18 protein-coding genes are annotated in these 23,095 nt (G+C 40.5%); 14 read left to right on the top strand and 4 right to left on the bottom strand.

The features are described 5' to 3' along the window. Positions 1-129: 129 nt before the first annotated feature. The 3 genes from VGN67_RS12000 to VGN67_RS11990 all read right to left on the bottom strand — a co-directional run bounded on the left by VGN67_RS12000 (position 130) and on the right by VGN67_RS11990 (position 3,702). On the bottom strand, positions 130-2,016 hold the full coding sequence (locus VGN67_RS12000; protein WP_327487067.1) for a CocE/NonD family hydrolase: 1,887 nt from the start codon (positions 2,014-2,016) through the stop codon (positions 130-132). A gap of 78 nt (positions 2,017-2,094) precedes the next feature. Beyond that, positions 2,095-2,625 (bottom strand): DinB family protein, encoded by a 531-nt coding sequence (locus VGN67_RS11995; RefSeq protein WP_327487066.1) that lies wholly within the window; start codon positions 2,623-2,625, stop codon positions 2,095-2,097. A 156-nt stretch (positions 2,626-2,781) separates the two neighbouring features. Further along, the gene (locus VGN67_RS11990; protein WP_327487065.1) at positions 2,782-3,702 is read right to left on the bottom strand and encodes a PE-PGRS family protein; all 921 of its coding nucleotides are present in this window, start codon (positions 3,700-3,702) and stop codon (positions 2,782-2,784) included. Between the two features lie 91 nt (positions 3,703-3,793). Here VGN67_RS11990 and aspS point away from each other — a divergent pair, with 91 nt between their 5' ends. From aspS to VGN67_RS11925, 13 genes are all read left to right on the top strand, one after another. Further along, on the top strand, positions 3,794-5,554 hold the full coding sequence (gene aspS, locus VGN67_RS11985; RefSeq protein WP_327487064.1) for an aspartate--tRNA ligase: 1,761 nt from the start codon (positions 3,794-3,796) through the stop codon (positions 5,552-5,554). A gap of 128 nt (positions 5,555-5,682) precedes the next feature. Beyond that, positions 5,683-8,016 carry an SLBB domain-containing protein gene (locus VGN67_RS11980; protein WP_327487063.1) on the top strand — a complete coding sequence of 778 codons (2,334 nt, stop codon included), beginning with the start codon at positions 5,683-5,685 and terminating at the stop codon, positions 8,014-8,016. A gap of 27 nt (positions 8,017-8,043) precedes the next feature. Continuing rightward, complete coding sequence (locus VGN67_RS11975; protein ID WP_327487062.1) at positions 8,044-9,102, top strand: Wzz/FepE/Etk N-terminal domain-containing protein; 1,059 nt, start codon at positions 8,044-8,046, stop codon at positions 9,100-9,102. 151 nt (positions 9,103-9,253) lie between these two features. Further along, on the top strand, positions 9,254-10,885 hold the full coding sequence (locus VGN67_RS11970) for a TMF family protein (protein ID WP_327487061.1): 1,632 nt from the start codon (positions 9,254-9,256) through the stop codon (positions 10,883-10,885). 121 nt (positions 10,886-11,006) lie between these two features. After that, entirely contained in the window at positions 11,007-12,491 is a 1,485-nt protein-coding gene (locus VGN67_RS11965) for a hypothetical protein (RefSeq protein ID WP_327487060.1), read from the top strand. Positions 12,492-12,508: 17 nt separating this feature from the next. After that, entirely contained in the window at positions 12,509-13,141 is a 633-nt protein-coding gene (locus VGN67_RS11960; RefSeq protein WP_327487059.1) for an FkbM family methyltransferase, read from the top strand. Positions 13,142-13,191: 50 nt separating this feature from the next. Continuing rightward, the gene (locus VGN67_RS11955) at positions 13,192-13,845 is read left to right on the top strand and encodes a class I SAM-dependent methyltransferase (RefSeq protein ID WP_327487058.1); all 654 of its coding nucleotides are present in this window, start codon (positions 13,192-13,194) and stop codon (positions 13,843-13,845) included. 329 nt (positions 13,846-14,174) lie between these two features. Then, positions 14,175-15,317: a hypothetical protein gene (locus VGN67_RS11950; protein ID WP_414717309.1), complete on the top strand. Its 1,143-nt coding sequence runs from the start codon at positions 14,175-14,177 to the stop codon at positions 15,315-15,317. A gap of 88 nt (positions 15,318-15,405) precedes the next feature. Continuing rightward, complete coding sequence (locus tag VGN67_RS11945; RefSeq protein WP_327487056.1) at positions 15,406-16,302, top strand: sugar transferase; 897 nt, start codon at positions 15,406-15,408, stop codon at positions 16,300-16,302. Continuing rightward, on the top strand, positions 16,221-16,889 hold the full coding sequence (locus VGN67_RS11940; protein ID WP_327487055.1) for a class I SAM-dependent methyltransferase: 669 nt from the start codon (positions 16,221-16,223) through the stop codon (positions 16,887-16,889). Before VGN67_RS11945 ends, VGN67_RS11940 begins: the two co-directional genes overlap by 82 nt. Positions 16,890-16,973: 84 nt before the next feature. Continuing rightward, positions 16,974-18,104 (top strand): glycosyltransferase, encoded by a 1,131-nt coding sequence (locus tag VGN67_RS11935; RefSeq protein ID WP_327487054.1) that lies wholly within the window; start codon positions 16,974-16,976, stop codon positions 18,102-18,104. A 5-nt stretch (positions 18,105-18,109) separates the two neighbouring features. Next, positions 18,110-18,853 (top strand): FkbM family methyltransferase, encoded by a 744-nt coding sequence (locus VGN67_RS11930; protein ID WP_327487053.1) that lies wholly within the window; start codon positions 18,110-18,112, stop codon positions 18,851-18,853. Positions 18,854-18,864: 11 nt separating this feature from the next. Then, positions 18,865-20,148, top strand: coding sequence for a WcaI family glycosyltransferase (locus tag VGN67_RS11925; RefSeq protein ID WP_327487052.1), 1,284 nt, complete (start codon positions 18,865-18,867; stop codon positions 20,146-20,148). On the opposite strand, the gene VGN67_RS11920 is transcribed toward VGN67_RS11925, so the two are convergent. Beyond that, positions 20,116-21,492, bottom strand: a complete 1,377-nt coding sequence (locus VGN67_RS11920; RefSeq protein WP_327487051.1) for an exopolysaccharide biosynthesis polyprenyl glycosylphosphotransferase — start codon at positions 21,490-21,492, stop codon at positions 20,116-20,118. The two genes, VGN67_RS11925 and VGN67_RS11920, sit on opposite strands and share 33 nt — an antisense overlap. Before the next feature lie 85 nt (positions 21,493-21,577). On the opposite strand from VGN67_RS11920, the gene VGN67_RS11915 reads away from it, so the two are divergent. Next, positions 21,578-23,071, top strand: a complete 1,494-nt coding sequence (locus VGN67_RS11915) for a capsule assembly Wzi family protein (protein ID WP_327487050.1) — start codon at positions 21,578-21,580, stop codon at positions 23,069-23,071. The last annotated feature ends 24 nt before the right edge of the window (positions 23,072-23,095 follow it).

The raw sequence follows: 23,095 nt of genomic DNA, 5'->3' as shown, positions 1-23,095 counted from the left end.
AACAATGAAGGTACCGATTTTTTACCTGCCGCCTGGCAATCTGTAAGTTAAATAATCTTTAAAAAAGCAGAAACGCATGATGTTACGTCTCTACAAATTATTCCTGCATTCCTTTCCTGCCTTCCTCCTTTATTTAAGTACCTCCACTACCAGGCTACTGGCGGCGTCGGACTGGTGGTACACCCGGTGGGTGGCCATGGTAAAATCAGAGGCATCGGCTTTGTAGATGTTGTCTACGTACTTTTGCGGGTTACGGTCAAAGAGCGGGAAAGCTGTACTTTGTACCTGTACCATGATGCGGTGCCCTTTTTTGAACGTATGCAGGACATCCTGCAGGCGGAAGTTTAGTTCGGTAATTTCCCCGGGCTTGAGCGGTTCGGGCTTTACAAAGCTATTCCGGAAGCGCGCCCGCATAATCTCACTGCGCACCATCTGCTGGTAGCCCGCCAATACTACCTCCGGATCAGTCACGTGGGGGTGGTTTTCGGTATCGTCCGGGTATACATCAATCAATTTTACAAAGAAATCGGCATCGGAACCCGAAGTACTTATCTTTAACCTCGTCATGATCTCGCCTCCCAGCGTAATGTCTTCGGTCAGCACATCGGTCTGAAACACCAGTACGTCGGGGCGGGTAGCGGCAAAGCGCTGGTCTTCGGACATGTAGTTAAAAGGCGTGAAGCCCGACATCTGCGCCAGGTCTTCGGTATAGGGTACCGGTTTCAGCGGATCACTGATGTAGGAACTAAACGAGTTGCGGGAGGCTGGGGTACTGAATGCCAGTTTACCGCCCGGCTGAAAGTAGAGCGTCTGCTTCCGGGCCTGCGCCACCGGCCACTTCTCAAAAGTTTTCCATTGCATGGTTCCGGTATCGAAGAGGTAGGCTTCGGGCAGGCCGGTCTTGCCGTCACCGGCGCCTTTCAGGAAGTGGTTAAAAAATACCTGTTCAATATTCTTTTGGTAGAAGGTAGCGATGCTGTCGCCAAAGTAGATGTCATTGTGCAGGGTATGCCCGGTTTCGCGGCTCCAGCGCCCGTGGCCGAAGGGGCCCATTACCAGGGTATTGTAGGCAGTAGGATTATTCTTTTCGATGGTCTTATAGGTATTGAGCGGACCGTACAGGTCTTCGGAGTCGAACCAGCCCCCCACCGTCATGTAGGCGGGTTTGACCCCTTTCAGGTGCGGCAGTATGTTCCGCTTCTGCCAGAATTCATCGTAGTTGGGGTGGTTGACGGTTTCCTGCCAGAAGAAGTTATCCTGGTAGTACTTGTTGAAATTTTTCAGTGGCCCGATGTTCAGGTTGAACGTATAGCCGTCGGGTTTGGGGTGAATAAATTCGTCGTTGAACCAGGACTCCGTGGTTGGCTGCGGATGCTGGATGCCAAACACCGGAAAAGTAAGGTAGTAGCCCTGCGTGAAGGCGCCGTTGTGGTGGAAATCATCAAAGAAGAAATCGGCAATGGGCGCCTGCGGCGAAGAAGCTTTCAGAGCCGGGTGCCCGCTTAGCGAACCAGCTGTGGTGTAGAAGCCGGGATAGGAGATCCCCCACTGCCCTACCCGGCTGTTGTTGTTGGGGATATTCGCTAACAGCCATTCTATAGTATCGTAGGTATCCGAGGCCTCGTCTACCTGATCTTTATTTTTTTTATTCGGGATGTGGGGCGTCATGTTCGTCCACTCTCCTTCGCTCAGGTAGCGGCCCCGCACATCCTGGTACACAAACAGGTACTTCTCCCGCATCAGGTACGGACTGGGGCCCAGCCGGACGGGGTACTTGTCGGGCCCGTAGGGAGCTACGCTGTAGCAGGTACGCTGCATCAGGAAGGGGTACTTTCTACTGGCCGAGGCGTCTTTGGGGGAATAAACAATAGTGTGCAGTTTGGTCCCATCTCGCATGGCAATATCGTACTCCGCCTTGGTGTAGTTTTCGCGGATATAGGCTTCATCGGAGGCTGGCTGAGCGTACACTAGTACCGACGCCAGTACCCAGCCGAGGGTAAGTAGCTTTTTTACCATATAATAAAAACAGGAATTGATGAAGTAATAAAAGTCCCCTCTGACAGCTGCCAGGAGGGACCGGACCCGGAGATTGTTTTAGAAAAGTTTTTCGTTGGGAGGCTTAATGCCCTTCATCCGGATGTAGGTGGTAGTCTGTCCGCGGTGGTGGGTCTGGTGCTCAAAGGCTTTGCCGTAGGCTACGCCACGGCCCATATCCCGGCCAAACAGCTTAATAGAAGCACCCATATCTCCGTCTTTCGCTCCATCCAGGCTGCTGATCATAAAATCATAGCTTTCGCCCACAATCCTGGACAGGGCTTCTTTGGTAGTATACTCCGGCATTTTTTCCAGATTTTTGCCCTGATAAGGATTCGCTTTGCCCGATGCCGCTGCGGCAAAGTTGAAGTTTCCGTTGGCCAGGTGCAGCATTTGCTCAGCAAAGGAACGTACTTCCGGCATAGGCTTGTAACTGAGGCCATCGGCCGGCATGGCATCCAGGTACTCCTGGGTGTATTCTTTGGCGCGCTTCCAGTCGGCGGACATCTGACTGATCGACTGCGCAAAGGAGGCGGTACTCAGGGTGACCAGCACCAGTACCAAAAGCTTACTAAGTAATTTGTTTTTCATAGTGGAAAGGTAGTTTTTATTTAACCGCCACTAATATAAACAATTGGGTGCTGATTGCTCTATTATGTTACAGGAACGGAGAATTTTTCAACAATCCCGGACCAAAACCAACAATAGTTCACCCTGACTCAATTCAGCATTCATAATCCTACCTTTCTATTTTCGCTTGAAGTAGTTCAGGGTAACACTTGGTGCCGCCCGGCGTTCGCTCAGGGTATAGTACCCATTGGCCTCCTTATCGAAGCAAACCGCCTCGCCCTGGGGTTCCAGCTCGTAAGGCAGTGACTTTACCGAGGGCCGGGTCAGGGTTTGGCCAACAGATTCATTGGGCTTGCGTTTCCAATAGTAAATATTAGTGTAAGTGCGAATCAGGATTTCGGTGCCGTCAGGAGAAATATCGCCTCCGGTAGCAAAGTATACTGATGGTATATTGCCTACCAGTTCGGCGGTTACCACGCCACCGGGTGAGAGCGGATACGGTAACCGGTAAATATTAGCCCGGTCGAATTCTTTGGAAATAATGAATAAATCTTTGGAAATAGGATCAAAAAGGAGAGTTTCGGCATCACGCGGACTGTCGGGGTACCTATAGATAAGCTGTTCGATGTCGCCCCGTCGGAAGGTACCGTCCAGGCTCGTCAGCTCGGGCATCCGGTAAATAAAGTTAATATCCGTCGCCGGATTAGCGTCGTTGTTGCCAATATCCCCAACGTACAGGTAGCTTACTCCCTCGCGCGGACCGGTCCCGACGGCAATATCCTCCCAGTCCCGATTCACAATACCCTCAGGTAAATACTGCCGGATTTGTTTTCCATCTTTACTGATAAGATAAAGGGCCGTCCAGTTGCCCGCGTCTTCGTGGGTCCATAGGTACCCGTCTAGCGTCCGGCTATCGACTAGTCCCGAGGCTTCGTCTACTACCTGGGCTTCCAGGGGAAAGCGCTGGGGTACGGTCTCAAATTCATCCGACCGCCCCGTTACCGGATCGGGGTCAGGTACCTTTTCCCAGCAGGCAGTGACGAGTAAGAACAGCGACAACGCGTACAGCGTCCTGTATAGATAGGGAATGGATTTCATGGCAGTTGCTAACGAATAGATTTGGTAAAATTACGTACTTTTGGGCCGTCATTCATCAGACCCTAACTATTTTACTGTATAATTTGATTTTATGTTACGAACTCACACCTGCGGCGAACTACGTCTAGACCATGTGAACCAAGAGGTTACCTTATGCGGCTGGGTTCAGCGCGTGCGCGATAAAGGAGGTATGATCTGGATTGACCTGCGGGATCGCTACGGTATAACCCAGCTCTTGTTTGAAGAAGGAAAATCTTCGCCCGAAACCCTGGAAACAGTCCGTGGTTTAGGACGTGAGTTTGTGGTAGCTGCCAAAGGACAAGTTATCGAACGGCTGTCCAAGAACGACAAAATACCGACCGGCGCCATTGAAATCCGGGTCAAAGAAATACTGGTACTTAATCCGGCAAAGCTTCCTCCCTTCCTGATCGAAGACGAAACCGACGGCGGCGACGATATACGCATGAAGTACCGCTACCTGGACCTGCGCCGTTCGGTGGTGCGGCGCAATCTGGAATTGCGTCATCAGGTAGCGCGCCATACCCGCCACTACCTCGATGAGCTGAATTTTATTGAAGTTGAAACGCCCGTACTCATTAAATCTACCCCCGAAGGAGCCCGTGACTTTGTGGTACCCAGCCGGATGAACCCGGGTGAGTTTTACGCCCTGCCCCAGTCCCCCCAAACCTTTAAGCAACTCTTGATGGTATCGGGCTTTGACCGCTATTATCAGATTGTAAAGTGCTTCCGCGACGAAGACCTTCGGGCCGACCGCCAGCCGGAGTTCACCCAGATAGACTGTGAAATGGCGTTTGTAACGCAGGAAGATATACTGAATACATTCGAAGGTTTAATTCGGCATCTGTTCAAAAAGGTCAAGGGGATCGACATCCCCGAAGTACCTCGCATGACCTACGCCGAAGCCATGAGACGCTACGGTTCCGACAAGCCCGATGTCCGCTTCGGCATGGAATTCGTTGAACTGAAAGGAGAAGACCGCGACCTGACCAGTGGCAAAGACTTCGGAGTATTTGACGGCGCTGAACTGGTAGTAGGTATCAAGGCCACCGGCTGCGCCGACTACACCCGCAAGCAAATTGATGAATTGACCGATTGGGTAAAGCGCCCCCAGATTGGTGCCAAAGGATTGATCTATCTGCGCTACAACAGCGACGGTACCCTGAAATCATCCGTAGATAAGTTTTACGGGGAAGAAGATCTCAGGAAATGGGCGGAAGCCTTCGGAGCTAAACCCGGCGACCTGATGCTGATCCTGCCCGGTGTGGCCGACAAGGCCCGCAAGCAGCTCAATGAGCTGCGTCTGGAGATGGGTACCCGCCTCGGCCTGAGGAATCCCGACGATTACCGTGTCCTGTGGGTGGTAGATTTCCCGTTGCTGGAGTTTGGCGAAGAAGAACAACGCTGGTTTGCCATGCACCATCCCTTCACCAGTCCCAAACCCGAAGATGTACCCCTGCTGGCTACTGATCTGGGAAAGGTACGCGCCAACGCCTACGACATGGTCATCAATGGTGTAGAAGTGGGCGGCGGTTCGGTACGTATATTCCAGCGCGACCTGCAGCAGCAAATGTTCGGCATCCTAGGCTTTACGCCCGAAGAGGCCCAGGCACAGTTTGGCTTCCTGATGAATGCTTTCGAGTTTGGGGCGCCTCCGCACGCCGGTATCGCCTTCGGCTTCGACCGCCTCTGCTCGCTGTTCGGCGGAGCCGACTCCATCCGCGACTTTATCGCCTTCCCCAAAAACAATTCCGGACGCGATGTCATGATCGATTCTCCCTCCCCCATTGCCGACCAGCAACTCAGGGAGCTGAGTATAAATACCATTCAGTAATTCCCTTCAGAAATCAGTATTGACATAATGTAAGTTTTAGTACTTTTGGTAATTGATGGACAGAATCCATACGGGTTCTGTCCATCTCTGTACTTCCTCTATCCATTATTCTATTTATTGTGAGTTGCATGGTCGTGTTTTCCCTTCGGAGCCTGTTTTGCAGGGTCCTCTTCCTCTCCTTTTTTTTAGCTGGCACTACCATTTCCTTTGCCCAGAAAATTAACCCTACTCAGGTATCGGGGCCGCAGTTGCTCCAGTACTACCAGCAAGCCAAAGCCAGCGGACTCACCGACATGGAAATTGAGCAGGCCGCTTTAGCCCGCGGCTATACCCTTGACGATATTACCAAAATGCGACAGGCCCTCCAGCAGGCGCAATCTTCTTCTTCGCAGGGGTCCGGCCTCCGGCGCGATACCGTCGGGGTAGTCCGGGAACAAACCAGCAGTTCTTCCGATCGAATAGAGATTGCCCCTTCTTCTCCCTCCGCCGCCAAGTCCCGCATATTCGGTGCTTCCTTTTTTTCCAACTCCTCGCTGACGTTTGAACCCAACCTCCGGCTGGCCACCCCCAGCAATTATATCCTTGGTCCGGACGACGAACTAATTGTGGATATCTATGGTAACGCTGTGGATAACTTTCGCCTGAAGGTAAGCCCGGAAGGCTCCGTCAAGATGCTTAACCTTCCTCCGGTCTATGTCAATGGCCTCACCATTGAGCAGGCCACGGAGCGCATTGTGGGCCGCCTTCGTTCAGCCTACGCCGGGCTAAACCGTTCGGGTACTTTTGCAACCATTACCCTGGGCAATGTGCGAAGCATCAAGGTCATGGTGACGGGTGAAGTCGAACGCCCCGGCACCTACACGATCTCCTCCCTGGCCACCGCCTTTAACGCGCTGTACTTGTCCGGCGGACCCACCGAAAATGGCTCTTTCAGGCAAATAGAGGTCATTCGGAACAATAATGCCATCCGGAAAATAGATCTTTACAACTTCCTGACCAAAGCCGATTTGGGGGATAATATTAGTCTGCGCGACCAGGATATAATCCTGGTCCATCCTTACCAGGTACGGGTGGAAGTTACCGGCGAAGTGAAGCGTCCGGGCCTGTTTGAAACCCGCCCCGGAGAAACTTTTCAGGACCTCATGCGCTACATGGGAGGCTTCACCACTGATGCCTATTCTACCTCCGTTCGGCTCCGTCGCAGTACCGGAAAAGAGTTCCGGGTCAACGCCCTGGGTGAGCAGGAGTTTTCCACATTCGAGCCAAAGAACAGCGATAGGTACACCATCGGAAAAATACTGAATCGCTACGAAAACCGGGTGCAAATTGGGGGTGCTGTTTTGCGGCCCGGCGAGTATGCGCTGGAAGAAGGTACTACTACCGTGAAGCAATTGATCCAAAAAGCGGAGGGACTGCGCGAAGATGCCTTCCTGCACCGGGCTCTGATTCAACGCAAGCAGGATAACTACGAACCCCAACTTCTTTCCTTCGCCCTGGGCGACCTGGTACAAGGCAAAATTCCCGACATCCTGCTCAAAAAAGAAGATAGTGTTTTTATTAAATCTATTACCGATCTCCGGGAAGACTATAAAGTAACCATTTCGGGAGCGGTCAATAAAGGGGGTACTTTCGCTTACGCCGATAGCATGTCCGTTTCGGACCTTATCTTTCTGGCAGGCGGCTTTTCCGAGGGGGCCATTCCCTATCGAATTGAACTAGCCCGCAGGGTAAAGAATGATACCCTTGGCTTGGCGGGTTTACAAAGTGTACGAATACTTACCTTTGATGTAGACCCCAGCCTTCAGAAGCTCCCCGGCCACCAGGTTGTAACCATGCAACCCTACGATGTAGTTTTTGTGAGGCGTTCGCCTCGTTACGAAGCCCAGAAAACCGTCTACATGAACGGTGAAGTGATGTATCCTGGTACTTACGCGATTGTGGATAAAAACGAACGCATTTCCGACCTTATCAAACGGGCGGGTGGTTTAAAACCCGAGGCCTACCTCTCCGGCGCTCAATTTATCCGAAACAAACAGCTCGTGGGGGTAGATCTTAAATCCATATTTGAGAATCCCAACCAAACCGCCAATCTCCTTTTGGAGGCGGGCGATTCGCTTTCCATCCCCAAAATCACCGAAACCGTCCGGATCGTGGGGCAGGTACTTAATCCTTCGGTAATCAATTACGATACTAAATTTTCCTTCAAAGACTACATTGCCCAGGCGGGGGGCTATACCGATAAGGCCCGGAAAAGTAAGATCTTTGTCTCCTACCCTAACGGCCGGGTGGACCGCAGCCGCTCCTTCTTTTTCATTACGTCACGGCCCCGAATCGTCCCCGGTAGCGTAATCACCATTCCAGCCAAAGAAGAAAAGGAAGGCCGTGAAACCAGTCCCGCCGAGAAAGCCGCCATTATCTCGGTATTAGGTACTCTAATTCTTACTATCACCAGATTTTTATAATTCCGGTGGAATCATTCCCAAACTGCTATGCAAAATCAACAACCAGTAGATCATGCTAACGATGTCATCGAAATCAGCCTGAGTGATATATTTGCTTTTATCAAGCGCCATTATAGAGCATTATTTCTGGTTACAGTTATAGCAGGTATTCTGGGACTCAGCATCAGTTTTTTAATGTCCAAAGAGTATAGCGCACGCACACTCCTGTTGCCAGAAGCAGGAGCGGGATCCAAAATGGGAAAATTAGGATCTCTGGCCGGATTGGCTGGCATTAATTTGGGAGGAGTGGAAGGAGGGGATGCAGTCCGGCCTGATTTATATCCCGATGTCCTCAAAAGTGCGCCCTTTGCGCTCTTTCTGCTAAACCAGCCGGTGGTAGATGAAAACAATAGAAAATATAAAACCTTAAAACTATTTTTAGAGCCAGATACCTCAACCGGATTTTTAGGCAATTTCTTGCCTTCAAAAACTGCTTCACCAAAATTCAAGCCCCAACTACCTGGCGAGGTAGTATCCATTTCATTAGAAGACGATGCGATGATCAAAAAAATCCAGGAGCGTTTGAGTGCCTCAATCGATATGAAAACGGGTATTATCTCAATTCAATCCGAAATGCCTGATCCGGTAGTGGCAGCCCTTACGGTACAGAAAGCCTCCGATTACCTTACCAATTATGTCATAGACTATCGTACCCAAAAAAGTCGGCAGCAAGCTGAATTCCTGGCAGAACAGGCCGCTACCGCTAAACAGCGTCAGCAACGGGCAGAGTATGCCCTTCAAAGTTACCGGGATCAAAACCGTAATGCCTACCTCAACGTAGCCCGCATTGAAGAACAACGACTCCAGTCCGAATATACCTTCTCCCAGTCGCTTTATAGTGATCTGGTACGTCAGTGGGAACAGGCCAAGATAAAAGTAAAGGAAGAGCAGCCCGTTTTTAAGGTGCTTGAACCATCTCGTATACCCTTAAGAAAAAGTACGCCTAACCGGTTACTTTTTGGCATTAGTTTTGCTCTACTTAGTATGTTCGGCTATTTACTATATGTACTTTTCTACAAAGAGATGCTACACAAAAAGCTGACCTAGTTAAGCTTCATTATCAACTTATTGTACTTTACTAGCCATTTGATAATATTAATTGGAGTATGTTATTCTTTTACTATATATTTATGACGAAGTCATTAAATTACTCATCCATCATTCATACAACTTATCCCAAGTCAAAAATCTACAACAAATGAAAGCAACCTCTACCCTTACCCTTCTGGGCTTGTTTATAGCCGGTAGCCTGATGGCTCAGAATCAGATCACAACACCATCTGGCCAACCACTTGTCATTGGAAACAATGGAGTCAAACTTTCCAATATGAACTCTGCCACCACCACCAGTCCAACTAATGGTAAAGTGCTTACTGTAAATGCTGAAGGTTTACTCTTTTTGGCCCCAGATGCTGGAGGGCCTTGGACAACATCCGGATCAAATGTACATTATACAGGAAATGTAGGGATAGGTACAACAAATCCACTTCAGCGGCTCCATGTTAATGGTGATATAAATATTCCAAATACAGGAGGAATAAGATTCAATGATATACCCTTTTTACGGGCTATTGGTACAAATAATGTAATGCTAGGATCAAATGCAGGTAACAATACCTTGACAGGGCAAGCAAATATATTTATAGGAAATGAGTCGGGAAAAAGTAATACAACAGGTAATGATAACTTTTTTGCAGGTACACAAGCCGGCCAAGCTAATACAACAGGTAGAGCAAATATTTTTATTGGACCATTTGCAGGGGTAACCAATACAACAGGCATTGTAAATACCTATATTGGAACTAGTGCGGGCCAGCAATCTAATGGTAACTACAATTTTGCAATTGGTTATCGAGCAGGCCAGTTCGCAACAGGTTCCACTAATATGTATATTGGTTTTGATGCTGGAAAAGGTGTATCACTTGAAACTCCTAATAGTGGAGCAGGTAACACATTTTTAGGATACTTAAGTGGTGAAAAAAATACAACAGGAAATAGTAATACTTTTATATCTACAAATTCAGGCTCAAACAATAGTAGTGGATATAGAAATGTTTTTATAGGTTCAGGATCAGGAACAGCTAATACAACTGGATTTCAAAATACATTGATAGGCACGCTTTCTAATGTTATTACTCCAACATTATCAAATGCAACAGCCATAGGTTATAATTCATCAGTAGCTTGTTCAAATTGTTTTGTATTGGGGGGTACAGGTGCAAATCAGGTAAAGGTAGGTATTGGTAATACAAGTCCAACGGCATTTCTACATGTTAAGGCTGGAGGAACGACTGTCACTGGTGTACGTTTTGAGAATCTGCCTCCATCAACAGGGACTCTTTTCCAATTATATGTAGATGCAGATGGCAATATAATGCGTTCAAATACATCTAACGCACGAGAAATGGTTGGTGGTAGTTCAAATTGGACTATAACTGACAAAGAGAATTTGGTTAATTTAAATTCAGGAGGTGTTATAATCGGGAATGGTATAAAGGAAACGCCAAGTGGATATAAACTTTATGTATCAGAAGGCGTATTAACTGAAAAAGTAAAAGTAGCAGTAAAAAATAGCTCAGATTGGTCTGACCACGTATTTGATTCTACATATAAACTTAGAAGTTTAGAAGACACTGAATTATTTATTAAAAAATACAAACATTTACCTGGGATACCTAGCGCAGAAGAAATGGTAAAGGTCGGAAATGATTTGCATAAGACAGATGCACTTTTACTCGAAAAGATTGAAGAATTAACATTATACTTATTAGAGCTAAAGAAAGATAATGAAATATTACAAAGAGAAGTAAATAATTTAAAATTAAAATAGATTAAAAATATACATAATCAATAAAAAAGACCGCTAGGGATTGCGGTCTTTTTTATTGATTATGTATATTTAATGAAATTTCAAATACCAGTAAGTAGCAGAAAATATTGAGAGGAAAAGGATGAGAAACTTGTTTTTAAAAAATGCATCTACATCAATTTTACAATTAGCCGTTTCAGCCACGTCAATAGGAATTCAGTATAAATTTGTTATTGATTATCTAGGTGTAGAACAGTTAGGTTTATGGTCAATAATATTATCAATTTCATCAATATTGAATTTAAGTAATGGGGGCTTGTCTGGAGGAATTGTCAAATTTACTTCTGAATACTCTAAATCCAAAAATTTAAAAAGAATAATTATTTTATTAAATGCTTCAATAGTTTTTACCATAGTAACTTGGATTATTATTGCAAGTGTAGTTTATATAATTATTTACATAGGCAACAATTATATAAATATACAGACAAAGTACATACATCTTGCTAATAAATTATTACTATACAGCTTTCTAAATCTATTAATAAGTATACTTTCCCAATTATATTTTGCAGTCGCAGAAGGATTAAAGAAAACATATATAAAGAGTTACACATATATAACATTTAATATACTATTCCTTCCATTAATACTATGGGCTACCATCAATTACGGATTGATAGGCCTTTGTTTGGCTCAATTAGTACAAAGTATCTTAATATTAATAGGCGCAATATTGTCAACTTATAAATTAATAAAGTATCATATGTTTCAAAAAATTCATAAAATATATTTTTTGAAGATAATAACAATAAACTTTCAGATACAAATAGCGATGTTGTTCAGAATGGCATATGAACCATTAGCAAAGTTATTATTAACCAATTTTGCAGGATTGAGCGTGGTAGGCTATTTTGAAATAGCTAGTAAAATAGCAACTTATTTTAGGACAGCATCAAATGTAACGTTATACAATATAATACCGTATGTATCAGAGCTCACAAAAAATAAAAATACAGATTATCACTTTGCAGATTTATATGCAAAAACAAGTAATGCAATAAACTTTATAATGCTAATTACTCAGATTGTCTTATTAAACTCATTACCAGCAATCTCTTACATCCTCTTAGGAAATCATAGTATAACCTTTTACAATTATGCTTTTATAGTTGGAATATGCACGATAATAAATGGTTTAAGCCTACCTGCATACTATTTTAATTTTGGATTAGGCTACCTGAAAAGTATTCTAAATATGCACATAATAATGGTTACATTATTATTATTATTAGGTTTTATAATATACTTTTTAAAAGTGGAAGGAACTGCATTATTCCCATGGTCTTTTTCCTATATAATTGGGAGCTTATATATGATTCACAGTTTTTCAAAAAAATATAATCGGAAAATTATATTAGATATAAATATAAAAACAATCTCTATTGCATTTATATTTTCAGTAGCAAGCTATTTATATATATTCAAAGTATCTACACTCTATATAATAAATTGGCAGGTATTCATGAGTTCATTATTAACGATAATATTATTTATCGGAATACTAAGTATATTCTATAAGGAGACATTACAAATGGCATACAATAAGTACATAAATAAAATTTAATGGAAATGCATAATAGTATGAGAAGCTTATTATCAAAGATGAATTTAGCAGCGACAATAAAGATTATATCGAAGAAAAATGCATTAAGGGAACTAGGATGGTTCAATAGCTATGATAAAAAACAATCAATTGATGGGAATAGCCTTCCTATACCATGGTTTACCTATTCTTCAATATTCTTTTTAGACGAACGTCTAAATAATAATTTAAAAGTATTTGAGTATGGTAGTGGTAACTCAACATTATGGTTTTCTGACCGCGTAAACTTTATTAATTCTATCGAACATGATAATCATTGGTATAAGACAGTAACCAAAAGCCTTAAAAGAAGCAATGTAAAGGTAATTTATGTTCCATTATCAGATGTAACTAAGTATATAAATTCTTGTAACCAAACAAATTTAAAATATGATATTATCATTATTGATGGTAGACATAGAGTAGAATGTATAAAAAGTTCCATTGAATCTTTGAGCATTACAGGAATAATCATTCTTGACAATTCTAACAGAGAAAACTACACAGAGGCTTTTACCTTTTTAAAAGAAACCGATTTCCGCTATATAAACTTTTGGGGAATGTGTCCAGGAGCATCAATATTAAGTTGTACAACAATATTCTATAGAAACAATAATTGTTTGTCAATTTAATTTAACCCTTATTCATAAATAATATTTTATCGCTTTACATTTCTTAAGATATGATAAGAATTAACCATGGATGCGGTCCAGTAAGACCTGAAGGATGGATAAATACGGATTCTTCTATTAACAGCTTATTACAACAAACAACAGCTGGAAAATTCATAGCAAATTTTTTAACACCAATAAAATATACTTCAGTAAATGCAAAATACATGAATCTTAATAAAAGATGGAAACCATTTAAAAATGAATCTGTGGATATTATATATGCATCACATTTGTTAGAGCACCTATCAAGTAAAAGCACAGACATCTTCTTTCTTGAAGCTCAAAGGTGCTTAAAAAAGGGAGGAGTGATTAGAATAGTAGTACCAGATTTATATCAACACGTCGAACAATACTTGATCCAGTATCAAAACTATAGCACAGAAGCATCGGAAACTTTTTTATATAAATTGAATTTACTTAAAGAATATCAATATCCAAAGGAAGAATTATTAAGCAATATATTAGGCTATATCCAAGGTTGGCCACATCAACATAAAACAATGTTCGATAGATTAAGCTTAACATTTCTTTTAGAAAAATATGATTTTAAAGAGATTTTACAATCAGACTATGGTGAAAGTGAATATATTAAGGATATAAAAGATGTTGAGGGCGGCATAAAGGGTCATAGTTATTCACTTTACTTAGAAGGAAAAAAATAATTTTTAAATATTTATATCTAATAATTAAAATTTAATCTAACACTTTTTGCATGAAGCGGTTGAGGCTCTCAAATAGCATCTACAAAGATATTTTAATAGCCTTTATAGGGATTGCGCCATTAATTTTATTGTTTAATGCCACTTTTTCTATACCACTAATAATCTCTTTTTTAATCCAAATATTACTAATAATAGTATTTGCATACATAATTTTATATATTGATATAGAAAACATTGCAAATATTTGCGTTTTTATTTTTTTTTACCTCTTCTTTATTGTATCTCCTATTATTCAGTTCTTAATAAATAAATACACTCTTATAAACACAATGCCTTTTAATGAGGTAAGTGCTTTTTATACAAACATAGTAACCTCGATATTTTTATTATTTTATATATTATTTTATACATATTTTTTAAAAAACAAGGGAAAGAATCAGCATAATAAAGAATTAACTATTTTACAATTTTATAAGTCACCAAATTTGAGTACATTATCTATTTTATTTACGGTTTCTTTATTCTCTACTTTTATAGCAACAAGCGAAATCATAGAAAAAATTTCATTCTTAAATATAATAATATCACAAGAAAGTGAGGAAACCTCTATACTTCTCCTAAAAAAGAAGGTGTTATATAATTTTCCATTTGCTACTTTATTATATTTAGTTGCTATGAGAAGAAACTTTGCACCAAATATATTTATTGTTACGCTCCTATTAATTTTAATGATCTTAATTACTAAAAATCCTCTTTTAGAGAAAAGAAATGGACTTGGACCTACGTATTTACTATTGTTATATTTACTATTTCATAAATATTTAATAAGCAATCAAATCTTGTTATCTGTATTTTTGTTATTATTTATTATTTTTTTTCCAATTTCTTCTATTTTTACACATTCCAGCATTTATGGTTGGGGAAATATTCTCAGTTATAGGACCATTGATATTATTATAAGCCATTTCAGCCAACTACACTTTGATGCTTGGTCAAATTTAACAGCAACACTTGAATACGTTCATCAATATAACTTCACCTTTGGAAATCAATTACTGGGCACGTTTCTTTTCTTTTTTCCTAGATCAATGTGGCCAAATAAGCCGATACCTTCAGGAGTAGAAATTGGGAATTACCTTATTAATAATCACGGAATGTGGTTCAATAATTTATCAAACCCTATAGTTGCTGAAGCATATATAGATTTTGGTATTCCAGGTATAATTCTTTATTCGATCATACTATCATATGTTGTTTTTAAACTAGGAACATACATTATACAAAAAAATAATTTAATAATTAGAAACGCAGCCATATATACCTCAATCTCCTTGATTTTTATTTTGCGAGGTTCATTGATGCCCGCTTTTGCATATATTTGTGGCAGTCTTTTTACAATAGTTCTTATTCCAATATTAATTACAAACTTGACTTCGAAAATTACAGCCAAAGCTTTTATATTTAAGAAATAGCAAAATGATCCTGTCACCTATTATTGTTTTCTGTTATAATAGACCTAATCACCTGGAGAAGTTAATACTTTCTTTACAATCTAACAATTTGTGTTCTAAATCAATTTTATACATATTTTCCGATGCAGCAAAAAGTAAACTTGATATTCAAAAAGTTCATGAAGTGAGGCATTATATTGGGACAATAAAAGGATTTAAAGAGGTTAACATCATAGAACAAAAATTTAACAAAGGTTTAGCAAATTCAATAATCGATGGTGTTAGTACAGTTTTAGATATTTATAAAAAAGTAATCGTCCTTGAAGACGATTTAATTGTATCTAATGATTTTTTAAAATTTATGAATGATTCATTGGATTTGTATGAAAATAACCATATGATACATTCTATATCAGGCTTTCGCTTTCCCATTCAACTTCCTGGTTCTTACATTGATAATGTTTATCTTCTTTCCAGATCTTGCTCTTATGGCTGGGGAACATGGAGTAATAGATGGTTTGAGGCTAGGTGGGACTTGAATTATTTTTACGGTTTCTTTATAGATATTACTCAAAGGAAATCTTTTGAAAAAGGAGGCGAGGATTTGACTTTAATGCTATTAAAACAAAATTTAAATTTACATGACTCATGGGCTATAAGATGGGATTACAATAGATTTTTGAGCAAATCTTATACTCTATACCCTGTGGAACCAAAAGTAATTACTGTAGGGAACGATGGTAGCGGAACAAATGATTCCAAATATTCTGTCCATAATTCCTACTTATCTAATAAACAAGTTGTCCTTAAGTATAATGTAATGCCTAATGATGGTTTAAATTACTCTTTAATGGCACACTTTAAACTATCATTTTTAAAAAAAATATACTATACAACTTTAACTTTAAAATATTTTATAGGTTTATGGATGTCAAAATCGATATCAAAGAAGGATATATTAATCAATATGCTTCAAGTCTTTTTTCCAAAAAGTGGAAAGAAATAGGAGGAAAAGGTAAAGCTAAAATAATTCTTGATATTCTAATTATTGAAACCAACTTTAATAAAGTCCTCGATGTAGGCTCTGGCGATGGTAGCGTTCTATATTGGTTGAGTGAATATGGATTTAATCCGAATTTTTATGCACTAGAAATTTCTGAGTCTGCAATTGATATTATAAAATCAAGGAATATTAAATCAGTTAAGGAAATTACTAAATATGATGGGTATTCTATTCCTTATCTTGACAACTTCTTTGATTTAGTTACATGCTCCCATGTTATTGAACATGTTGAACACCCTCGACTTCTTCTAAGAGAAATTTTTAGAGTTTCTAGAAGGCAAGTTTCTGAAGTACCAATTGATTTTTACTTGGACATAGCTAAACGCGTACCACACTTCTTGTCATATGGCCATATAAATATTTTTACTCTCCAGCTCTTTGTATTTCTATTAAAATCCGAAGGTTTTAAAATTATCAAAAGTAACAATAGCCTTTTTTCTAATGAAATTTATACTTTCTTAAGTAAAAAGAATAATTTAATTCGGTTTCATTTTATCATAAAGAATTTTTTAAAAAATGCTTTCTCATGAATCATAAGCCAGACTTATGTACTATTTATTCTGAATCTAGCAATAAAAATTTAAGTATCTTTTAAAATCTTGAAATGAATTCTCATGAAGGTACTTTTCATTATATTGACTCTTAATAAATCCCATGGCGGTCCCCCAAAGGTATTACAAAGCCTTGTTGAAGGGCTTTTGGGGAAAGACTATGAAATTTATGTCTGGACAATTTATAACGATATTAGTGAAGAACGTATAGAATTACCAAAAGATATTAAAGTTGTCTTTTTTCAATCGACACCATTTATTTCTGCGTTATGGAAAGGCTTCTCTCTTTCACTTCTTATTTATATTTTAAAGGGTAATTTGAGGAATTTTAAAATCATTCATATTCATGAGCTTTGGCACTTTCCGCATTTTATATCATATGTTTTTTCTAAACCAAAAAAAATAATTATTAGTACACATGGTGAAATAAATGTTTGGAATATTTCTAGAAACAAAATTAAAAATTTTTATAAATTTTTGTATTTAAAATTATTTCAATCAAGAGCTCTGAAAAAATGTGCCGCTGTTCAGGTTTTAACTAAAACTGAAATGGAATCATGTATAAAAAAAATAGGAATGGCTAATTATGTAGTTATTCCTAATGGTGTTAATTTTGATAATTCGGAATTTTATTGTCCAGATGTAAGCAGAGACAAGTTGTTGTTTATTGGTAGAATTTCATATCAAAAAGGGTTAGATATTCTTTTACATGCTTATTGTGAAATCAAGACTTATTTGCCAACATTTCCTGATCTAATAATTGCTGGACCTTCCAGTAGCCAATATAAATATAAACTTCAAACAATTATTAATAATTTCAACTGTTCTAGTGTTAAATTTATCAGCTTTGCGGACCATACACTAAAACAACAACTTTATCAGCAAGCCAAATTGTTTATTCATACTTCAAGAGCAGAGGGGATGCCTATGGCTGTTTTGGAGGGCATGAATGAAGGTCTCCCTGTTTTAATAACAAAAGAGGTTGGTATAGCAGATGAAATTTTAAATTGGAATGCAGGTTTCATAGTTAATTGTAATAAAGAATCTATTCAATCCGGACTATTAGCTATCAATCAAGATATGGACTTAGAAAATAAAGGAAAAAATGCTAGGCGGCTTGTTGAAACGCTTTATCGTTGGGATGTAATTATTCCTCATTACGTAAAAATTTACAATTCTATTTGTGAAAAATAAAAATTATGTTAGCTGAATCATTAGTACGGTTTATTGAGATTGTTCAAATTGCTTTACATCCTAATGGCAGGTTAAATTATTTAATTAATCGTGCTGCATCAATTTCATCGTTCAATATTTTGATTAAGTTAAAGAAAATCGTCCCTGATATTTCTTCAATTATCGATGTTGGAGCTAATCAAGGACAATTTGCTTTGGCTGCCTCTCGACTCTTCTCAAATGCAGTTATTCACTCGTTTGAGCCTGTTCCTGATAGTTTTTTAGTATTGCAACAAAATTTAAGCAAGTCTTCCTTAACTAGATTTTATAATTATGGACTTGGTAGTAAGTCGGGTGAAATAAATTTTTATAAAAATGCCCATTCACATGCAAGCTCGGCATTGCCTGTTTCTGAATTTCAAAAGAAAGAAATTCCCAAAACTGCGCAATCTACTCCTATTAATGTTCACATTAATACTCTTGATGCAGTTATTGATAACCTTGGTCACTTACCTTCGCCCATTCTGCTGAAATTAGATGTTCAAGGTTATGAAAAGGAAGTTCTACTTGGTGCCAGGGATTTTATAAAAAGAGTCGATTATTTACTGTTTGAAACCTCTTTTGTAAAAATGTATGAAGGTGAGCCTTTATTTGACGAAATGCATGAATATGTAAAAAATTTGGGATTCCAGCTTATTGGTCCTGTTGGTTCACTTCAATCTAGCTCCTCTCAAATTATGCAAATGGATATGCTATATAAACGTGTTTAAGATTAATTTTTGTGCATATTCTACTTTATAGCTATAATTTTTCTCCTGAAAAGGCGGGAATTGGCAAATACAATGGTGAATTGGCTATATGGCTTGCTCAACAAGGGCACCAAGTAGATGTAATTACTGCGCCTCCTTACTATCCTGAGTGGCAGGTACATGCTAATTACTCAAATGATAAGTGGCGAGTAGAACATTCTGCCAATCTGACTGTTTATCGTTGCCCGATGTACGTACCAAAACATGTAACAGGTAAAACACGTCTGCTAAGTGAACTTTCGTTTACCTGTAGTTCATTTCTGGTCTGGCTTCGTCTTTCTCTTTCAAAACCCAGGTATGATTTGGTTATAGCTATTTATCCTCCCATTTCAAGTGGCCTTTTTCCTTACCTATATAGCCGTATTTTTAAGAGCACCTTTGTTTTTCACGTTCAGGACTTACAAGTTGATGCTGCAGCCCAATTGGGGATAATAAAAAGCTCTTTCCTGCTAAATATTTTAAAAAGGTTTGAGCGTTTTCTTCTAAGGAAGGCTGATTTGGTATGTAGTATAAGTGAGGGAATGAAGGGCAAGCTTGTTGAGAAGGGTGTGCCTCCTGAGAACTATTGTATGCTAGAAAATTGGGTAGATTTAGATTTTATCAAGCCGCAACCCTTCATTAAAACTTTTCGATTGCGAAATGAACTGGGAATTAAAGAATTTGATAAAGTAATTTTGTACTCTGGTAACCTGGGAGAAAAGCAAGGACTTGAAATTGTCCTTCAAGCAGCTGCACTTCTGGCTGAACGTAAAGAATGGAGATTTATTTTTTGTGGAGATGGCGTTGCCAAAGCAAAACTGGTAAAAATGGCTGCTGATTTGGAATTAACCAATGTGCACTTTTGTCCTTTATTTCCTTATGAACGTTTACCTGAACTTCTTTCTCTTGGTGATCTACATCTTGTTCCACAGAAGAGAGCTGCAGCCGACCTGGTACTACCTTCCAAACTTACTGGCATCTTAGCTGTGGGGGGATTAGCTATGGTATCAGCCGAAAAAGGTACTTCTTTATTTAATACTATCCAGCAAAATAATATTGGTATCGTAGTAGAACCAGAAGATTGCCAAACTTTAGCAGACGCAATTGTGACGGCTTTAACTGGAGATTTTTCAATTCAGAAAAACAATGCTTTTCAATACGCTCAGTTGTATTTGAACAAAGATCTCATTTTAGGAAAATTTGAAGACCGGGTATATCAAATAAAAAATCTTAAATCTAAAGAACTACCTGCCGTTTGCCTTCACCATAACCTGTAGTGTCTTTACCATTATTCGTATATCTTCCGTAAAAGAGTTTTTCTTCAGATACTCCAGATCATACAGAAGCCGGGCTACTGATTCTTCTACATTGCGGGCATGTCCGTAGCTTACCTGGCCAAAGGAGGTAATGCCGGGCCGCATGGTAAGCAAAAAACGATACTCTGGTGCTACTTCCATAATTCCTTCCACGTCAAAAACGGTCAGAGGCCGCGGACCAACAATTGACATATCTCCTTTGAGTACATTAAAGAACTGAGGAAGCTCATCCAGACGGGTTTTCCTCATAAAATGGCCCCAATGCGTTATGCGGGGGTCTAGTGCACCCTGAGAAGGAATGGGAGTGGCTTCGGAGCGGGAATACATACTCCGGAACTTGTAAATGGTAAAAGATTTACCAAACTGACCGATTCGCTCCTGATTAAAGAAGATTGGCCCCGGTGAGGTAAATTTGGTAATGAGTGCAATTAGGAAGAGCAATGGTGCTAGCAACAATAAAGAGGTCAGAGAGAATATAATATCAAAGGTTCGTTTTATAAGTGATGCCTTAAGATCCCTAAAAGGCTTGTCGGAAAGACTGATAACAGGTACAAAGCCATGGTACTCCACATTTACTTCTTTGTTAACGAATGAACGGTAATCAAAGAAAATCTTCACTTCACATGAATAGTTCTGAGCAAACTCAATGATATCCTTTAGGTGATGGTGATGTAGGTAAGGCAAACAACAGTAGAGGGTATCAATTTCATAGCGGGCAATCATAATTTTAAGATCATCCAGATCACCGTTGATATGGCGGGATGGAGTAGTATCATAATAACCAGAAAACTGGTAGCCCATTTCGGGGTAAGAATTGAAATAATGTACAATGGTAGGTGCCAGCTTACCATAGCCTACAATACTATATTTGCGGGTATTATAGCCAGCGGCCCGGTACCACTTGAGAAAAATAAGGGAAGAAAAACGCCAGGTAGTGCCCAGGAAGGCGAAAACGAAATAGGTGCCGGCTATATGGTAACGTGAATAATGAAATCCCTTAATTAGTACCCAAAGTATAGCAATGAAGCCGGCGTGGAGAATGACGACCTGAAAATATTGCACCAGCAGGGTAGGTAAATTAAAGGAAATCCTAGACTTTTCGTAGGGGTACTTGGTAATAGAGAAAGCCAGCCAAAGTGCATTGAATGCTACCAATAACCCCATATAGGCTTCGTCCATGATGAGGTCCTCACGAAGACCAAACTTAGTATAATAAACTAAAAGAAATGCGATATTTAATAATACTGAATCAACAACAATGTTCAGGATGGGTAGGAGCTGAGAGTAGCGGTAACGACCTGGCATAGGATCTAACAGTTGAAGGGGTATTACTTGGTCAATATTAGTAATATAAACTTATATTTGGTTCATCCTCTATCTCCTAAATTGTATGAATTTACCAAACGGTCATACTATTCATCTTAGGCGAACGTTAACTGTCTCATTTTTACTACTTCATTTTCTCTCGTATGGCCAGTTAAAACACCATTATGAGGTAGAGGGAGGCGGTGTAGCTACGACCGCTGAGCGTACCCCTTTCTGGCTTCGGGCTAACCAATGGGGGAGTGTCCCCGAAGTCGCCCCGTTTCTTACTGCCCAGAGCAAAATATATGCCAATTATGCAGGGGATTCTACGCGAAAGAAGCGTCGGTTCGAGTGGGGCTATGGCAGCTGGCTGGTAGCGACCGCCGGTCAAAAGAGTCAATTGCTACTACCGGAAGCTTTCCTAAAACTAAGGTACGGCAAATTGGAACTGTGGGCCGGGCGCAGACGCCAAGTGTTAGGGCTGGTGGGAGATTCCCTCCTGACGAGCGGGTCCTACATTGAATCTGGAAACGCCCTGCCTCTACCCCGGGTACAGATAGGATTTATGGATTATTTTCCTTTACTCAAGGGAATTGTGGCTTTTAAAGGGTTCGTGGCTCATGGTTGGTTTGATGCAAATCCGGTCGTAAAAAACCACTACCTCCACCAAAAAACGCTTTACCTACGCCTGGGAAAACCAGGCTGGCCGGTACGGCTATACGGGGGACTTAACCACAATGCCCAATGGGGAGGAAAAGTACTTATAACAAACCAGTATACTGTTCGAGATCAATTACCATCGGATTGGATTGATTACTGGTATGTAGCTTCGGGCAAGCGAATACCCACCTTTGGTTATGTAGACCCGGCTAAGTATGATGCCATTGACCGCGGAAATAGGATTGGGAATCACCTGGGTACTTTTGATGTAGGGGTTGAAATAAAAAATCGAAGCTGGAATCTGTTGGTATACCGGCAGAATATTTATGATGATGGCTCGCTCTTTTACCTGGCCAACGTAAAGGATGGCCTAAATGGGATAACCTGGACCAACTCCAACGTGTCTACTAGCGATTTTTACGTAAAGAAGATTCTGATTGAGTACCTGGGAACGGCAAATCAGGGAGGTGATATATTCTCACTGGATGGAGGCCCCAGGGGGAGAGACAACTACTTCAATCATGCCCAGTACAAGGGCTGGGAATACGAAGGGAAAATTATGGGTACTCCCTTTATAACTCATGAGACGGAAACAAAAGACGAATTACCTAGAACATCTGCCCTGTCTGCCACAAATAACAACCGGGTTCGGATGCTGCACCTGGGGCTAATGGGAGGCTGGAGCACCTGGCAGTATATTATGAAACTATCATACTCCCAAAACCTGGGTACTTACGGTATTCCCTTCCCACCCGATATTAATCAATTCTCCGCTCTTACAGAGGTACTTTTCCCGTTGCAGCATCGCCGTCTAGGGTCGCTTAGGGGTAAAATAGCCGTAGCGGCAGACCTGGGACAGCTTTATCCCACAACTTTTGGAGTATATTTGGGAATCAGAAAAACAGGTATTTTTAGATAAAGCTCTCCCCTCCCCTAATTGACT

Origin of the sequence: Telluribacter sp. (assembly GCF_035998675.1) — a bacterium.
Taxonomy (GTDB): domain Bacteria; phylum Bacteroidota; class Bacteroidia; order Cytophagales; family Spirosomataceae; genus Telluribacter.
Note: the sequence above shows the minus strand (reverse complement) of the source record. Positions and strands in the feature narration are given on the sequence as shown.

What these genes read in the sequence shown, in the direction of transcription:
- VGN67_RS12000 (WP_327487067.1), bottom strand. Translation starts at nt 2,016, where the DNA reads ATGGTAAAAAAGCTACTTACCCTCGGCTGGGTACTGGCGTCGGTACTA.
- VGN67_RS11995 (WP_327487066.1), bottom strand. Translation starts at nt 2,625, where the DNA reads ATGAAAAACAAATTACTTAGTAAGCTTTTGGTACTGGTGCTGGTCACC.
- VGN67_RS11990 (WP_327487065.1), bottom strand. Translation starts at nt 3,702, where the DNA reads ATGAAATCCATTCCCTATCTATACAGGACGCTGTACGCGTTGTCGCTG.
- aspS (WP_327487064.1), top strand. Translation starts at nt 3,794, where the DNA reads ATGTTACGAACTCACACCTGCGGCGAACTACGTCTAGACCATGTGAAC.
- VGN67_RS11980 (WP_327487063.1), top strand. Translation starts at nt 5,683, where the DNA reads ATGGTCGTGTTTTCCCTTCGGAGCCTGTTTTGCAGGGTCCTCTTCCTC.
- VGN67_RS11975 (WP_327487062.1), top strand. Translation starts at nt 8,044, where the DNA reads ATGCAAAATCAACAACCAGTAGATCATGCTAACGATGTCATCGAAATC.
- VGN67_RS11970 (WP_327487061.1), top strand. Translation starts at nt 9,254, where the DNA reads ATGAAAGCAACCTCTACCCTTACCCTTCTGGGCTTGTTTATAGCCGGT.
- VGN67_RS11965 (WP_327487060.1), top strand. Translation starts at nt 11,007, where the DNA reads ATGAGAAACTTGTTTTTAAAAAATGCATCTACATCAATTTTACAATTA.
- VGN67_RS11960 (WP_327487059.1), top strand. Translation starts at nt 12,509, where the DNA reads ATGAGAAGCTTATTATCAAAGATGAATTTAGCAGCGACAATAAAGATT.
- VGN67_RS11955 (WP_327487058.1), top strand. Translation starts at nt 13,192, where the DNA reads ATGATAAGAATTAACCATGGATGCGGTCCAGTAAGACCTGAAGGATGG.
- VGN67_RS11950 (WP_414717309.1), top strand. Translation starts at nt 14,175, where the DNA reads ATGCCTTTTAATGAGGTAAGTGCTTTTTATACAAACATAGTAACCTCG.
- VGN67_RS11940 (WP_327487055.1), top strand. Translation starts at nt 16,221, where the DNA reads ATGGATGTCAAAATCGATATCAAAGAAGGATATATTAATCAATATGCT.
- VGN67_RS11935 (WP_327487054.1), top strand. Translation starts at nt 16,974, where the DNA reads ATGAAGGTACTTTTCATTATATTGACTCTTAATAAATCCCATGGCGGT.
- VGN67_RS11930 (WP_327487053.1), top strand. Translation starts at nt 18,110, where the DNA reads ATGTTAGCTGAATCATTAGTACGGTTTATTGAGATTGTTCAAATTGCT.
- VGN67_RS11920 (WP_327487051.1), bottom strand. Translation starts at nt 21,492, where the DNA reads ATGCCAGGTCGTTACCGCTACTCTCAGCTCCTACCCATCCTGAACATT.
- VGN67_RS11915 (WP_327487050.1), top strand. Translation starts at nt 21,578, where the DNA reads ATGAATTTACCAAACGGTCATACTATTCATCTTAGGCGAACGTTAACT.